Origin of the sequence: Rathayibacter sp. AY1C1, assembly GCF_002932105.1 — a bacterium.
Lineage (GTDB): Bacteria > Actinomycetota > Actinomycetes > Actinomycetales > Microbacteriaceae > Rathayibacter.
The window spans coordinates 1-13,325 of sequence record NZ_PSWH01000024.1 but is presented as its reverse complement, the minus strand read 5'-3'; the positions used below and the strand labels follow the sequence as shown (position 1 = coordinate 13,325).

Below are 13,325 nucleotides of genomic sequence, written 5' to 3'. Positions count from 1 at the left end.
GATGGACTACCACTCGCTCAACGCGATGCTGAACCTCTACGGCCCGAACGGAGAGATCCAGTTCGACAAGGACCGCGAGGCCGCTCGCGAGTTCTTCCTGCAGCACGTCAACCAGAACACGGTGTTCTTCCACACGCTCAAGGAGCGCCTCGACTACCTGGTCGAGAAGGAGTACTACGAGCAGGCCGTGCTCGACCAGTACTCGTTCGAGTTCATCCAGCAGCTCAACGACCTGGCGTACTCGAAGAAGTTCCGCTTCGCGACCTTCCTCGGCGCGTTCAAGTACTACACCTCGTACACGCTCAAGACGTTCGACGGGAAGCGCTACCTCGAGCGCTTCGAGGACCGCGTCGTGATGACCGCCCTCGGCCTCGCCCAGGGCGACGAGACGCTCGCGACCGCCCTCGTCGAGGAGATCGTCGCCGGCCGCTTCCAGCCCGCGACCCCGACCTTCCTCAACACAGGCAAGGCACAGCGCGGCGAGCTCGTCTCCTGCTTCCTGCTCCGCATCGAGGACAACATGGAGTCGATCGCCCGCGGCATCAACTCCGCGCTCCAGCTCTCCAAGCGCGGCGGCGGCGTCGCCCTCTCGCTCTCGAACATCCGCGAGGCCGGCGCCCCGATCAAGCAGATCGAGAACCAGTCCTCGGGCATCATCCCCGTGATGAAGCTCCTCGAGGACAGCTTCAGCTACGCCAACCAGCTCGGCGCGCGCCAGGGCGCGGGAGCGGTGTACCTCTCGGCGCACCACCCCGACATCCTCCGCTTCCTCGACACCAAGCGCGAGAACGCCGACGAGAAGATCCGCATCAAGACGCTCTCCCTCGGCGTCGTCGTGCCCGACATCACGTTCGAGCTCGCGAAGAACAACGAGGACATGTACCTCTTCTCGCCCTACGACGTCGAGCGCGTCTACGGCATCCCCTTCGGCGACATCTCCCTCTCGGAGAAGTACCGCGAGATGGTCGACGACCCGCGCATCAAGAAGACCAAGATCTCGGCGCGCGAGTTCTTCCAGACCATCGCCGAGATCCAGTTCGAGTCGGGCTACCCCTACATCGTGTTCGAGGACACGGTGAACCAGGCGAACCCGATCAAGGGCCGCATCAACATGTCCAACCTCTGCTCCGAGATCCTCCAGGTCAACACTCCGACGACCTACAACGAGGACCTTTCCTACGCGCAGATCGGCAAGGACATCTCCTGCAACCTCGGCTCGCTGAACATCGCGCTGACGATGGACTCGCCCGACTTCGGCCGCACCATCGAGACCGCTATCCGCGGCCTCACCTCGGTGTCCGACCAGTCGCACATCACCTCGGTCCGCTCGATCGAGGACGGCAACGACAAGTCGCACGCCATCGGCCTCGGCCAGATGAACCTGCACGGCTACCTCGCCCGCGAGCGGATCCACTACGGATCCGAGGAGGGCATCGACTTCACCAACATCTACTTCTACTCGGTGCTGTTCCACGCCCTGCGCGCCTCCAACAACCTCTCCATCGAGCGCGGCACCACCTTCGAGGGCTTCGCCGACTCGAAGTACGCCTCGGGTGAGTTCTTCGACACCTACACGGAGAAGGAGTGGACGCCGGCCACCGAGCGCGTCTCCCGCCTCTTCGCCGACTCGGGCATCGCGGTCCCCACCCAGGAGGACTGGCGTGCGCTCAAGGCCTCGGTCATGGAGCACGGCATCTACAACCAGAACCTGCAGGCCGTCCCGCCGACCGGCTCGATCTCGTACATCAACAACTCGACGTCCTCGATCCACCCGATCGCGTCGAAGATCGAGATCCGCAAGGAGGGCAAGCTCGGCCGCGTCTACTACCCGGCGCCGTTCATGACGAACGACAACCTGGAGTACTACCAGGACGCGTACGAGATCGGCTACGAGAAGATCATCGACACCTACGCCGCGGCCACGCAGCACGTCGACCAGGGCCTCTCGCTCACGCTCTTCTTCAAGGACACGGCGACCACCCGCGACGTCAACCGCGCCCAGATCTACGCCTGGCGCAAGGGCATCAAGACGATCTACTACATCCGCATCCGTCAGCTGGCGCTCGAGGGCACCGAGCTCGACCAGTGCGTCTCGTGCATGCTCTAGAGCACGCAGCCCCACCCCCCTCCGCACGACCCATCCGCAGCAGCGAGAAGGAATCATGACTCCCCCCGAGAAGCTCAAGCTCGTCGACTCCGTCCAGGCGATCAACTGGAACCGGATCCAGGACGACAAGGACGTCGAGGTGTGGAACCGCCTCACGAGCAACTTCTGGCTTCCCGAGAAGGTCCCGCTGTCGAACGACATCCAGTCGTGGAACACGCTCACGCACCAGGAGCAGCAGCTCACCATGCGCGTGTTCACCGGGCTCACCCTGCTCGACACCGTGCAGGGCACCGTCGGCGCCGTCTCGCTCATCCCGGACGCGATCACGCCTCACGAGGAGGCCGTCTACACGAACATCGCGTTCATGGAGTCGGTCCACGCCAAGTCGTACTCCTCGGTGTTCTCGACCCTGTCGAACACCCAGGACATCGACGAGGCCTTCCGCTGGTCGATGGAGAACCCGAACCTGCAGAAGAAGGCGTCCATCGTGATGGACTACTACCGCGGCGACGACCCGCTGAAGCGGAAGGTCGCCTCCACGCTGCTGGAGTCCTTCCTCTTCTACTCGGGCTTCTACCTGCCGATGTACTGGTCCTCGCGTGCCAAGCTCACCAACACGGCCGACCTCGTGCGCCTGATCATCCGCGACGAGGCCGTGCACGGCTACTACATCGGCTACAAGTTCCAGAAGGGACTCGAGCGGGTCGACCAGGCCAAGCGCGACGAGATCAAGGACTACACGTTCTCGCTGCTCTACGAGCTCTACGACAACGAGGCGCAGTACACGCAGGACCTCTACGACCAGCTCGGCCTGACCGAGGACGTCAAGAAGTTCCTGCACTACAACGCCAACAAGGCGCTGATGAACCTCGGCTACGAGCCGATGTTCCCCAAGCAGGTCACCGATGTGAACCCCGCGATCCTGTCGGCCCTCTCGCCCAACGCGGACGAGAACCACGACTTCTTCTCGGGCTCCGGCTCCTCCTACGTGATCGGCAAGGCCGTGAACACCGAGGACGAGGACTGGGACTTCTAGGCGTCGACACCACGTCCCGGCCTCCACGGCGAACGGCCCCTCCCCTCGCGGGTGAGGGGCCGTTCCTCATCTCCGGGCGGCGGGCGGGCGCCGGGTCACCGCACCCGGCGAGGCGCCGCCCTGTCGCCGAGGCGCCGTCCTGTCGGCGGCGCCTCGCGCGGCACGTCGGTGTCTCGCGGAGCGGGGCCGGAGCGGCCGTCGTGCGCGCCTCAGAGGGCCAGGCGCATCAGCACCCGGGGGAAGCCGTCGAGCACCGAGGTCGTGTCCGCGGCCTTCTCGAAGCCGGCGCGCTCGAACAGCGAGCGCGTGCCGACGTACGCCATCGTCCGGTCGACCTCCGCACCGGCGTTGTCGACCGGGTAGCCCTCGATCGCCGGTGCCCCGTGGGCTCGGGCGAACTCGACGGCGCCCTCGAGCAGCGGATGCGAGATCCCGCGCCCGCGGAAGCCGGGCCGCACGCGCAGGCACCACACGCTCCACACGTCGAGGGCGTCCACGTGCGGGATGCGCCGGTTCGTCGAGGAGCTCGTGTCGGCCCGGGGGTGCACCGCCGCCCAGCCGACCACCTCCTCGCCGTCGTACGCGAGGACGCCGGGCGGAGGATCCTCCGCGACGAGCTCCCGCACCCGGGCGCCGCGAGCGGGACCGGCGAGAGCCCGGTTCTCGACGGAGGAGCGGAGCCGGTAGCTCAGGCACCAGCACACGCTCGCGTCGGGGCGCTTCGGGCCGACCATCGTCGCCAGGTCGTCGAAGGCGGTGGCTGCGCGCACCTCGATCGTCATGGCGGCAGCCTTCCACCGTCGCGATGTGCGGACAAGCCGTTCAGAACTCAGGACGAACGACGAAGGACTCCCTCCCTGCCGCGGAATCGGGGTCGCGGCACCACGTTCGTCCGGCATCCTCGACGCCCTCCGCCGATTCACCACTCCGCCGGATGAATCGCACCAGCACCCCCTGTTGGACGGCGCCCAGGCGGGGCGCCTACCGTGGACGAGGTATCCAGCGAAGGAGCACTCCCTGTGAAGCACGTCCCCCTCGGCACCTCCGGTGTCGACTCCCCGAACGTCGTCCTCGGCCTCATGCGCATCCCCGAGATGAGCGACGAGGCGATCCGCGGCCTCGTCGGCGCCGCCCGCGACTCCGGCATCGACTTCTTCGACCACGCCGACGTGTACGGTGGCGAGCTGCACCGCTGCGAGGAGCGCTTCGCCGAGGCGATGGCGCTGACCCCGTCGGAGCGCGAGCAGGTCGTCCTGCAGACCAAAGCGGGCATCGTCCCGGACGGCCCCTACTTCGACTTCTCGTACGAGCACCTGATCGCCTCGGTCGAGGGCTCGCTGGAGGCGCTGCGCACCGACTACGTCGACGTGCTGCTCCTGCACCGGCCCGACGCGCTCGTCGAGCCCGATGAGGTGGCCCGCGCATTCGACGAGCTGCACGCGTCGGGCAAGGTGAAGCACTTCGGCGTCTCGAACCAGACACCGTACCAGATCGAGCTGCTGAAGAAGTCGCTGAACCAGCCGATCGTGGCGAACCAGCTGCAGCTCTCGATCACCCATGCGCCGCTGATCGCGCAGGGCGTCGCCTCCAACATGGTCGGCGAGGACCAGTCCGTCATGCGCGACGCCGGCATCCTCGACTACTGCCGCCTGAACGACATCACCGTCCAGGCCTGGTCGCCCTTCCAGGCGGGGTTCTTCACCGGCGTCTTCCTCGACAACCCGGCCTACCCCGAGCTGAACGCCGTCATCGACCGGCTCGCAGCGACGTACGGGGTCCCGGCGATCGCCGTGGCCACCGCCTGGATCACCCGCCACCCGGCGGGCATGCAGGTCGTGCTCGGCACGACGAACGAGCAGCGCGTGCGCGATGCGGCCCTCGGCTCCGATCTGCCGCTCACGCGGCCGGAGTGGTACGAGCTGTTCCGCGCGGCGGGCTACCTCGTCCCCTAGAGCTCCCACCCCGGAGGAAATGCGCGTCGGCGCAGAGAGGCACGGACTCCCCGGAGTCCGTGCCTCTTCCCGTCCCCGCGAGACGCCGGTCGGAACGCCCGCCGCGGTGTGCCGTCGACCGAAGCGGCATCTCGCGGGGGAGGGGCGGGAATAGGAACGGCACCCCTGCGTTGAACTTGAGCGTAACCGACTCAACTTCCTCAGGAGGACAGGTGCCCGACAACTACAGCGAGGCCGGAGCGAGCTCGTTCGACGACTTCCTCGCCCGCTACCTCGACGGTGAGCGCGCCCGCGCGGCGCGGTCGATCGACCTCAGCCGATTCCTCACCGCCCGTACCCGCGACATCCTGCAGTCCGCAGGACGCTTCGCCCTCGAGCGCGGCCAGACCGAGCTCGACGCCCTGCACGTGCTCCGCGTGCTCATCGACGACGAGACCGTCTCACAGGCCGTGCGCCGCATCGGCGTCGACCCCGCCGCCATCGCCACCGCCGCGGAGGCGCGCCTCCCGCAGGCCGACGAGGCCCACGCCTCGCAGAACGCGGCCACCATCACCCCCAGCGCGCAGCGCGCGCTGTTCCACGCCTACCAGGTCGCCCGCTCCAGCGGCTCGACCTACATCGAGCCCGAGCACCTCTTCTTCGCGCTCGTGCTCGGCCAGGACGCCCCCGCCGGGCAGGTCCTCGCCCGCGCCGGCGTCACCGCCGAGGCCCTCACCCAGGGCATGCGCGAGACCGAGGCCCCGCAGCAGCAGGAGGCGGGACAGCCCGCCTCCGACACTCCGATGCTCGACAAGTTCGGCACCGACCTCACCGCTCTCGCCCGCGAGGGCCGGCTCGACCCGGTCATCGGGCGCGCCGACGAGATCGAGCAGACCGTCGAGATCCTCAGCCGCCGCACCAAGAACAACCCGGTGCTCGTCGGCGAGGCTGGCGTCGGCAAGACCGCGATCGTCGAGGGCCTCGCCCGCGCGATCGTGGCGGAGGAGGTCCCCGAGCAGCTGCGCGGCAAGCGCGTGATCTCGCTCGACCTCCCCGGCATGCTGGCCGGCACCCGCTACCGCGGCGACTTCGAGGAGCGCCTCACCGGCACCATGGACGAGATCGCGGCGCACTCCGGCGAGCTGATCGTCTTCATCGACGAGGTCCACACCGTGGTCGGTGCGGGCGGCGGCGGCGAGGGCGGCATGGACGCGGGCAACATCCTCAAGCCGCGTCTGGCCCGGGGCGAGCTGCACCTCGTCGGCGCCACCACGCTCAAGGAGTACCGCACCATCGAGAAGGACCCGGCACTGGAGCGGCGCTTCCAGCCGGTCCGCGTCGGCGAGCCCGGCATCAAGGACGCGGTCGCCATCCTGCACGGCCTGCGCCCCGCCTACGAGGAGCACCACCGCGTGCGCTTCACGGACGAGGCACTCCGCGCCTCCGTCGAGCTCTCGGCCCGGTACCTCACCGACCGCGTGCTGCCCGACAAGGCGATCGACCTGATCGACCAGGCCGGCGCGCGCCTCCGCCTCCGCCTCGGAGCCGGCGTCGACACCGGAGCTCTGCTCGAGCGTCTGGCGACCCTGGAGGCCGACAAGAACGCGGCCGTCTCGGCCGAGCGCTACGAGGAGGCGTCTCGCGTCCGCGACGAGATCAGCGCCGTGCAGGAGGAGCTCGACGCCGCCACCGGCAGCGCTCCCGCGGAGGCTGTCGTCAGCGAGACCGAGATCGCGGCCGTCATCGCCCGCGCCACCGGCATCCCGGTGTCGCGGCTCACGGAGGGGGAGCGCGAGCGCCTCGCCCACCTCGAGACCGAGCTGCACCAGCGGGTCATCGGCCAGGACGACGCGGTCACCGCGGTCGCCCGGGCCGTCCGCCGCAGCCGCACAGGCCTCGGCGACTCCTCGCGCCCGGTCGGCTCGTTCCTCTTCCTCGGTCCGACCGGTGTCGGCAAGACGGAGCTGGCGCGCACCCTCGCGGGCTCCCTCTTCGCCGATGAGCAGTCGGTCATCCGCTTCGACATGAGCGAGTTCGGCGAGCGTCACACGGTCTCGCGGCTGGTCGGCGCCCCTCCCGGGTACGTCGGCTACGACGAGGCCGGTCAGCTGACCGAGCGCGTGCGCCGGAACCCGTACTCGGTGGTCCTCTTCGACGAGATCGAGAAGGCGCACCCCGACGTGTTCAACCTGCTGCTGCAGGTGCTCGACGACGGGCGTCTGACCGACGGCCAGGGGCGGACGGTCGACTTCCGCAACACGGTGATCATCATGACCTCGAACCTCGGCTCGGAGTTCCTGGCCTCGCGGTCGGGTGCGCTCGGCTTCGTCGCTCAGAGCGATGCGTCGGCCGAGGGCTTCGCCTCGGAGAAGGACCTGCGGGATCGCGTCATGGGCCGGCTCCGCGAGGCGATGCGCCCCGAGTTCCTCAACCGGATCGACGAGATCGTCCTGTTCCGCCGCCTCGGCCGCGAGCAGCTGCGGGAGATCGTCGGCATCGTCCTCGACACCACGCGCTCCCGCCTCGCTCCCCGCGAGGTGACGCTCGAGGTGACGGAGGCGGCCGTCGACTGGCTCGCCGAGAACGGCTACGAGCCGCAGTACGGTGCCCGGCCCCTGCGTCGGCTCGTCCAGCGCTCCATCGACGACCGGATCGCCGACCTGTTCGTCAGCGGCGAGGTCTCCGACGGAGGCGCGGTCCGCGTCGACGCCGTCGGCGGCGAGCTGCTGGTGACCTCGGCCGCCGCCCTCCCGCTGGCCGCGTAGCCGGTCCCGCTCCGACCCCCGTCCCTCCTCCTCCCGCGAGGCACCGCTCGTGACGACGGCACCGCCCGTCGTCGAGAGCGGCGCCCGCGGAGGGGGAGGGGCGGGGGTCTTCGCGTCCCCACGGCTTGCCACAGCGGTCCGGGCGGGATAGACACGAGAGCACGAGAACCGGAGGCACGATGTCGAACCCGCGCTACTACGACCCCGTGGGCAAGGCGGTCCGGGCGCTGCTCGTGCTGAGCCTCGTCTGCTTCGCCCTGGCGGTGGGCATGTTCGCCCTCGACATCGTCATGCCCGGCACCATGACGGACGAGCGACGGCCCTGGGCCGAGGCCAGCGGGGCGCTCGCCTCGTTCGGCGTGCTGGCCCTCATCGTCTACTTCGCGACCGTCGCGATCGTCGGCGCGATCCGGGGGCGAGGGCAGTAGCCCCGGCTCCGACGCCGTCGTCCGACAGGAACGCGTCCGGCCCGCGGGATCCGAGGATCCTCGCGGGCCGGACGCGTTCTCGCGAGCCGTCAGGCGCCGGTCAGGGGCACTTCTTCGCGGTGATCGTCACCTTCAGCGTGGCGTCCGGAGCGACGGGGGAGCCGCCGGCCGGCTCCTGCCCGGTGACCTGGCCGGCGTCGGGCGCCTTCGGGTCCTCGGCGCAGGCGAGCGTGATCTTCGTGAAGCCGGCGGCGCCGAAGGCGTTCTTCGCGGCCTCCAGGTCCTGGCCCGTCACGTTCGGCACGGTCTTCTGGTTGCCGGAGCTGGTGAACACGGTGATCGCGGTGCCGCGCGGGGCCGAGCCCGACGGGTCGGCGCGGGTGACCGTCCCGACCGCGGCGTCGCTCGCCTCCGTGCCGCCCTGCACGACGCCGAAGCCGGCCGCCTCGAGCTTGGCCTCGGCGTCGGCGGAGGAGAGCCCGACGACATCCGGGATGTCGACCTTCGGGACGACCTGCAGCGAGCCGTCGGCCTCCGGGAACTCCGTCCCGCCGTACGTCGCGTCGGCGGCGCGCATGACGACCGGCCAGATGCGGTGGCGCGCGGTGGCGGCCGATCCGGAGTCGAAGGAGTAGCGGCCGAGGCGCAGGTTCGCGTCGCCCTTCACGTTGAACACGCCGACGGCGGTCGCGACGCGGGTGCTCGCTCCGGTCATCCAGGTGGCCTTCGCGTCGTCGGTGGTGCCGGTCTTGCCGATCAGCGGAACGCCGTCGCCGGTGCGGGAGGCCACGGCCGTCCCGCCGCCGGTGAAGGTCGCCTGCAGCGCGACGGCCGCGGTGGCGGCGACGTTGCGGTCGATCGACTGGCGGCAGTTCGCCGGGGGCACCGGCTGGTCGGCTCCGGCGGAGTCGGTGATGCGGTCGATCGCGACGGGGTCGCAGGTCGTGCCGCCGGAGGCGATGGTGGCGAAGGCGCCGGCCATCGAGAGGGGCGAGACGTAGTTCGTGCCGAGCACCGACGACGGGTTGTGCTCGAGCTCCTCGCCGCTGCCCTGCTTCACGCCCATGTCGACCGCGGTGTCGCGGATGCCGCACAGGTCGAGCTCACGGGCCATGCCGACGAAGCCGGTGTTGAGGGAGGTCTTCGTGAAGGACACCGGGGTGCCGACCTCGCCGGTTCCGCCCTCGTCGTTCTTCGCGCTCGTCTCGTTGCTCGTGTCGGTGCCGCCGGAGACGCAGGAGTCCGTGAAGGTGCCCCAGGTGGACTTGCGCGTCCCGTCGACCGACTCGTTGATGCTGTGGCCCTCCTTCAGCCACTCCACCAGGGTGAAGAGCTTGTAGGTCGAGCCCGGCTGGATCCCGGAGGATCCGCCGTTGGCCCGATCGGTGCTGTAGTTCACGGCGCTGTAGGACGGGTCGGTCGTGAGGACGTCCGGATCCTGCGAGTACTTCTTGTTCTGCGTCATCGCGAGCACGCGCCCGGATCCGACCTCGACGCTGACGGAGACGGCTCCGACGTCGAAGTTCCAGGTCTGCGGGACCTGCGCGTCGACGGCGGCGACGGCCGCGTCCTGCAGGCCGACGTCGAGCGTCGTGTAGACGTCGAGGCCGCCGCGGCGGAAGTTGGTCCAGCGGGTGTCCTCGTCGGCGCCGAAGATCTCGTTGTTCTTCAGGACGTTGGTGACGTAGTCGCAGAAGAAGCCCGCGTTTCCCGCGGTCGAGCAGCCGGTGCTGGGCTGGGTGATGCGGGGCTCGATCGGAGCGGCGACGGCGGCGTCGTGGTCCTCCTGCGAGATCTTTCCCTCCTCGAGCATCTTGCCGATGATGTAGTCGCGGCGGTCCTTGTTGCGGGCGTAGCCGTTCGCGGCGCCGTTGTCCGGGTTGTCGGGCTGGTCGATCCGCAGGACGGCCGGGTTGTTGACGATCGCGATGAGGCTCGCGGCCTGGGCGATCGAGAGGTCCGCTGCCGAGGTCGCGTAGTAGTAGTTCGCGGCGGTCTCGAGGCCGTAGGTGGTGCCTCCGAAGAACGCGATGTTGAGGTAGCCCTGGAGGATCTGGTCCTTCGTGTACTGCTTCTCGAGCCCGATGGCGAGCTTCATCTCGCGGAGCTTGCGCTCGGGGGAGGTCCGGGTGGCCTCGTCGATCGCGGCCGCGCGCTCGGCGTCGTCCGAGATGTTGCGGACGGCCTTCTCGACGAGGACGTTCTTCACGTACTGCTGGGTGATCGAGGATCCGCCCTGCACGTCGTTGCCGAGCACGTAGGTCTGCGCGACGGCGCGGAGCGTGCCGGGGAGGTCGACTCCGCCGTGGTCGTAGAAGCGGGGGTCCTCACCCGAGACGGCGGCGTCCTTGGCGGCCTGGGCGATGCGGTCGAGCGGCACCTCGACGCGGTTCTCGACGTAGAAGGAGGCGAGCAGCTGCGGGCCGTCGGAGCCGGTCGCGTAGATGTTGCTCTTCTCGGAGAGCTTGTCGACCTCGAGGTAGTCGGGCAGGCCGTCGAAGACGCCGATCGACTGGTTCGCGGCGACTCCGGCGAGCGCCACGGCCGGGGTGACGGTGGCGGTCACGAGGACTCCGGCCACGACGCTCATGCCCAGGAAGCCCACGATCGCCTTGACCACACCACCGGTGGTCCTTCTGTCGGACGCCAAACCTTCTCCTTCGCGAATCCCCCCGGATGCTGCGACGACCGCGGCCGACGCCCTGCACGCTCCGTGCGGCAGGTCAACCTCGACAGACTAACCCGAGAGCCCCCGAAGACGAAGGCCCGGCCAGAGGCCTGAAAAGACCCTGACCGCGACCCGGGGGACGGTGTTCCCTAGGCTGTCGGCATGGCGAGCCCCTCCTCCGACCCCGGACCGGCCGACGCGACGACCCCGGAGGCCGCTCCGGTCGCGCCCCCGCAGGCCGTCCCCGCACCGCCCACGGGCGCCCTCTCGTACGCTCTCGGCTTCCTCGCGTTCATCGGGATCCCGTTCCTCAGCCTGATCGTGGGCGGCATCGTCATGGCGTCCGTGTACCCCTCCGCCCGGAGGAAGGGCGGGCTCGCCGCCGAGAACGCGCGGAACGCGGCGAACTGGGGCCTGACGGTGATCCTGATCGGGGTCGTGACGCTCGGCGCGCACGTCGTGCTGCTCTTCGCCGCCTCCGACACCCCGCTCGCGAAGGACTTCTATCCGATCGGCATCCCGATCACGCTGTTCGCCGTGCTCTGGCTGGTGCACTTCGTGCTGATCATCTGCGGACTGGTGAAGGCGAACCAGCGCGAGGTGTTCCGTCCGCGCATCGCGATCCCGTTCCTCCGCCCGCCCGCGGCCTGAGCTCAGGCGCCGACGGGCCAGAGGTAGTCGAGCCCCGGCGGCGTGCCGGGGAACAGCGGGCCGTAGTGGTCCTCGTCCTTGGCCACGAGCTTCGAGCGGTGCGAGAGGTGCAGCCGCTCGTCGCCGAACCACGGCGGGAGCGCGTAGTCGCCGGTCAGGTAGGCGGCGAGATCCTCCGGGGTGGCGGCGAGGGCCTCCTCGGTCTTCACGAGGCACGTGTCGGCGAAGCCGCGCTCCGTCCACTCCGCGCAGGTCTCGCGCTGGTAGGTCATCAGCGCCGGTCGGTAGCCCCGCCACATCCGCGTGACGGGGTGGTTCTGCCAGCCGTACCCCGGGACGGTCAGCGCCCGCATGACCTGCAGCGTCTCGACGCGCTGCTTGCCGAGCCGCTTGCCGTCGAGGGCGCGGACGCTGCGGTGGAAGTCGGGGTAGGGGAGGAAGGTCTGCACGCCTCCCAGTCAACAGCGGCCCGTCTCCCTCCGGCCACCCTCCCGTCACGCCGATGTCGCCTGGCGTGCGTAGCGTCCGGGGCATGACCGGACTCCCCCTCCTCGCCACCGACGACGTGCAGCTGCGCTGGGCGCGGCCCGAGGTCCTCGACTCCGCCCGCCACCGGATGCTGCGCCTGCTCACCCTCGCCGAGCGCCTGCGCTACGAGGCGACGAGTCGACGCGAGGTCCGGGACGGCTTCCTCCTCGGCCGGGTCCTCGTGCGCGAGCTGGCTGCTGAGACGCTCGGGATCGATCCCCTCGAGGTCGCCGTGGACGCGCGCTGCGAGCGCTGCTCCGGACCGCACGGCCGCCCGGTGCTCCGCGGCGAGCACCCGGCGCTGGAGCGGATGCGGATCAGCATCGCGCACTGCGACGGCGCGGTGGTCGCGGCGCTGGCGACCGGACGCGACATCGGGATCGACGCGGTGCGCGCCCGCAGCGTCCGCGACCGCGTGGCGTCCGGGGCGACGACGGCGGAGCAGGTGCTCGCCGATCTGCGCTCGCAGGCGGTCGCGAAGGCCGACGGGCGCGGGACGTCGAGCGACGAGCCCGTCCGCTTCCGCACCAGGGAGGGCGCGACCGAGGCCTGGATCGAGGGCTCGAGCCGCTACTTCGCCGTCTCTGAGCCGACGGTCCACTCCGCGCTCGTCGTGGCGGTCGCGGTCGCTCAGGAGTGACCGCGGGGCGCGGTCCCCGGCCGTTGCGCTGGTCCGCGCCTAGGCGAACAGCGACAGCGTGATCGTCGAGCGGTAGGAGCCGGCCTCGACGTCCGGCTCGGCCAGCAGCCGCAGCTCGGCGTCGGCGCTCCAGGTGCCGGCCCCGCCGGCGGCTCCGAGCAGCAGCGCGTCCTGCAGGCCCGCGCCGCCCTCGAGGGAGGAGGCGACCGGATCGCCCGCGACGGCGCCGGTGCCGGTGATCAGGCGCGGGGTCCAGCCGAGGTGGTCGGCTCCGATCGAGGCGCTCGGGCCGGTGAGGGCGCTCGCCGAGGCGAGGACGTACCAGTCGTTCTGCGCGCCGACGCGCGAGTCGGTGACGGTGACCGTGGGGAGCCCGCCTGTGAACCGGCGCTGGAGGGCGGTGGAGCCCGACTCGGCGAGGTCGACGGCGTCGGCGGCGACGGAGAGCGAGAGGGAGCCGGGCTGCGCCGGAGGGGTGATGTCGACGTCGACGTCCACTCCGTCGAGGTCGTGGAACAGGGGCGGCGTGCGGACCGGGTCCTCGCCGGTGAGGGGATCGGCGGCGTCGGGC

11 protein-coding genes are annotated in these 13,325 nt (G+C 70.1%); 7 read left to right on the top strand and 4 right to left on the bottom strand.

Annotated features, from left to right (window positions below; all coding sequences use genetic code 11):
* The first annotated feature begins 1 nt into the window (after nucleotide 1).
* Both nrdE and nrdF read left to right on the top strand, forming a co-directional pair.
* Nucleotides 2-2,107: a class 1b ribonucleoside-diphosphate reductase subunit alpha gene (nrdE, locus tag C5C71_RS11855; RefSeq protein ID WP_104337766.1), complete on the top strand. Its 2,106-nt coding sequence runs from the start codon at nucleotides 2-4 to the stop codon at nucleotides 2,105-2,107.
* 55 nt (nucleotides 2,108-2,162) lie between these two features.
* Nucleotides 2,163-3,143 (top strand): class 1b ribonucleoside-diphosphate reductase subunit beta, encoded by a 981-nt coding sequence (gene nrdF / locus C5C71_RS11850; RefSeq protein ID WP_104224358.1) that lies wholly within the window; start codon nucleotides 2,163-2,165, stop codon nucleotides 3,141-3,143.
* Nucleotides 3,144-3,352: 209 nt separating this feature from the next.
* Here the strand turns inward: nrdF and C5C71_RS11845 are convergent, their stop codons facing one another.
* Complete coding sequence (locus C5C71_RS11845; RefSeq protein WP_104337748.1) at nucleotides 3,353-3,925, bottom strand: GNAT family N-acetyltransferase; 573 nt, start codon at nucleotides 3,923-3,925, stop codon at nucleotides 3,353-3,355.
* A 237-nt stretch (nucleotides 3,926-4,162) separates the two neighbouring features.
* On the opposite strand from C5C71_RS11845, the gene C5C71_RS11840 reads away from it, so the two are divergent.
* From C5C71_RS11840 to C5C71_RS11830, 3 genes are all read left to right on the top strand, one after another.
* Complete coding sequence (locus C5C71_RS11840) at nucleotides 4,163-5,095, top strand: aldo/keto reductase family oxidoreductase (protein WP_258068719.1); 933 nt, start codon at nucleotides 4,163-4,165, stop codon at nucleotides 5,093-5,095.
* A 212-nt stretch (nucleotides 5,096-5,307) separates the two neighbouring features.
* On the top strand, nucleotides 5,308-7,839 hold the full coding sequence (locus tag C5C71_RS11835) for an ATP-dependent Clp protease ATP-binding subunit (RefSeq protein WP_104337747.1): 2,532 nt from the start codon (nucleotides 5,308-5,310) through the stop codon (nucleotides 7,837-7,839).
* Nucleotides 7,840-8,018: 179 nt separating this feature from the next.
* On the top strand, nucleotides 8,019-8,267 hold the full coding sequence (locus C5C71_RS11830) for a hypothetical protein (RefSeq protein WP_104224361.1): 249 nt from the start codon (nucleotides 8,019-8,021) through the stop codon (nucleotides 8,265-8,267).
* Nucleotides 8,268-8,367: 100 nt separating this feature from the next.
* Here C5C71_RS11830 and C5C71_RS11825 read toward each other — a convergent pair whose 3' ends face one another.
* Nucleotides 8,368-10,917: a transglycosylase domain-containing protein gene (locus C5C71_RS11825; RefSeq protein ID WP_258068718.1), complete on the bottom strand. Its 2,550-nt coding sequence runs from the start codon at nucleotides 10,915-10,917 to the stop codon at nucleotides 8,368-8,370.
* A gap of 180 nt (nucleotides 10,918-11,097) precedes the next feature.
* Here C5C71_RS11825 and C5C71_RS11820 point away from each other — a divergent pair, with 180 nt between their 5' ends.
* Nucleotides 11,098-11,586 (top strand): DUF4870 domain-containing protein, encoded by a 489-nt coding sequence (locus tag C5C71_RS11820; protein ID WP_104261493.1) that lies wholly within the window; start codon nucleotides 11,098-11,100, stop codon nucleotides 11,584-11,586.
* Nucleotides 11,587-11,588: 2 nt separating this feature from the next.
* Here C5C71_RS11820 and C5C71_RS11815 read toward each other — a convergent pair whose 3' ends face one another.
* Nucleotides 11,589-12,035, bottom strand: coding sequence for an MSMEG_6728 family protein (locus tag C5C71_RS11815; protein ID WP_104336102.1), 447 nt, complete (start codon nucleotides 12,033-12,035; stop codon nucleotides 11,589-11,591).
* Between the two features lie 83 nt (nucleotides 12,036-12,118).
* On the opposite strand from C5C71_RS11815, the gene C5C71_RS11810 reads away from it, so the two are divergent.
* A complete protein-coding gene (locus tag C5C71_RS11810; RefSeq protein WP_104309716.1) occupies nucleotides 12,119-12,754 on the top strand; it encodes a 4'-phosphopantetheinyl transferase superfamily protein in 636 nt (211 codons plus the stop codon).
* A gap of 39 nt (nucleotides 12,755-12,793) precedes the next feature.
* Here the strand turns inward: C5C71_RS11810 and C5C71_RS17630 are convergent.
* Nucleotides 12,794-13,325, bottom strand: a 532-nt coding sequence (locus tag C5C71_RS17630; protein ID WP_104337746.1) for a hypothetical protein, incomplete at its 5' end; no start/stop codon positions are given.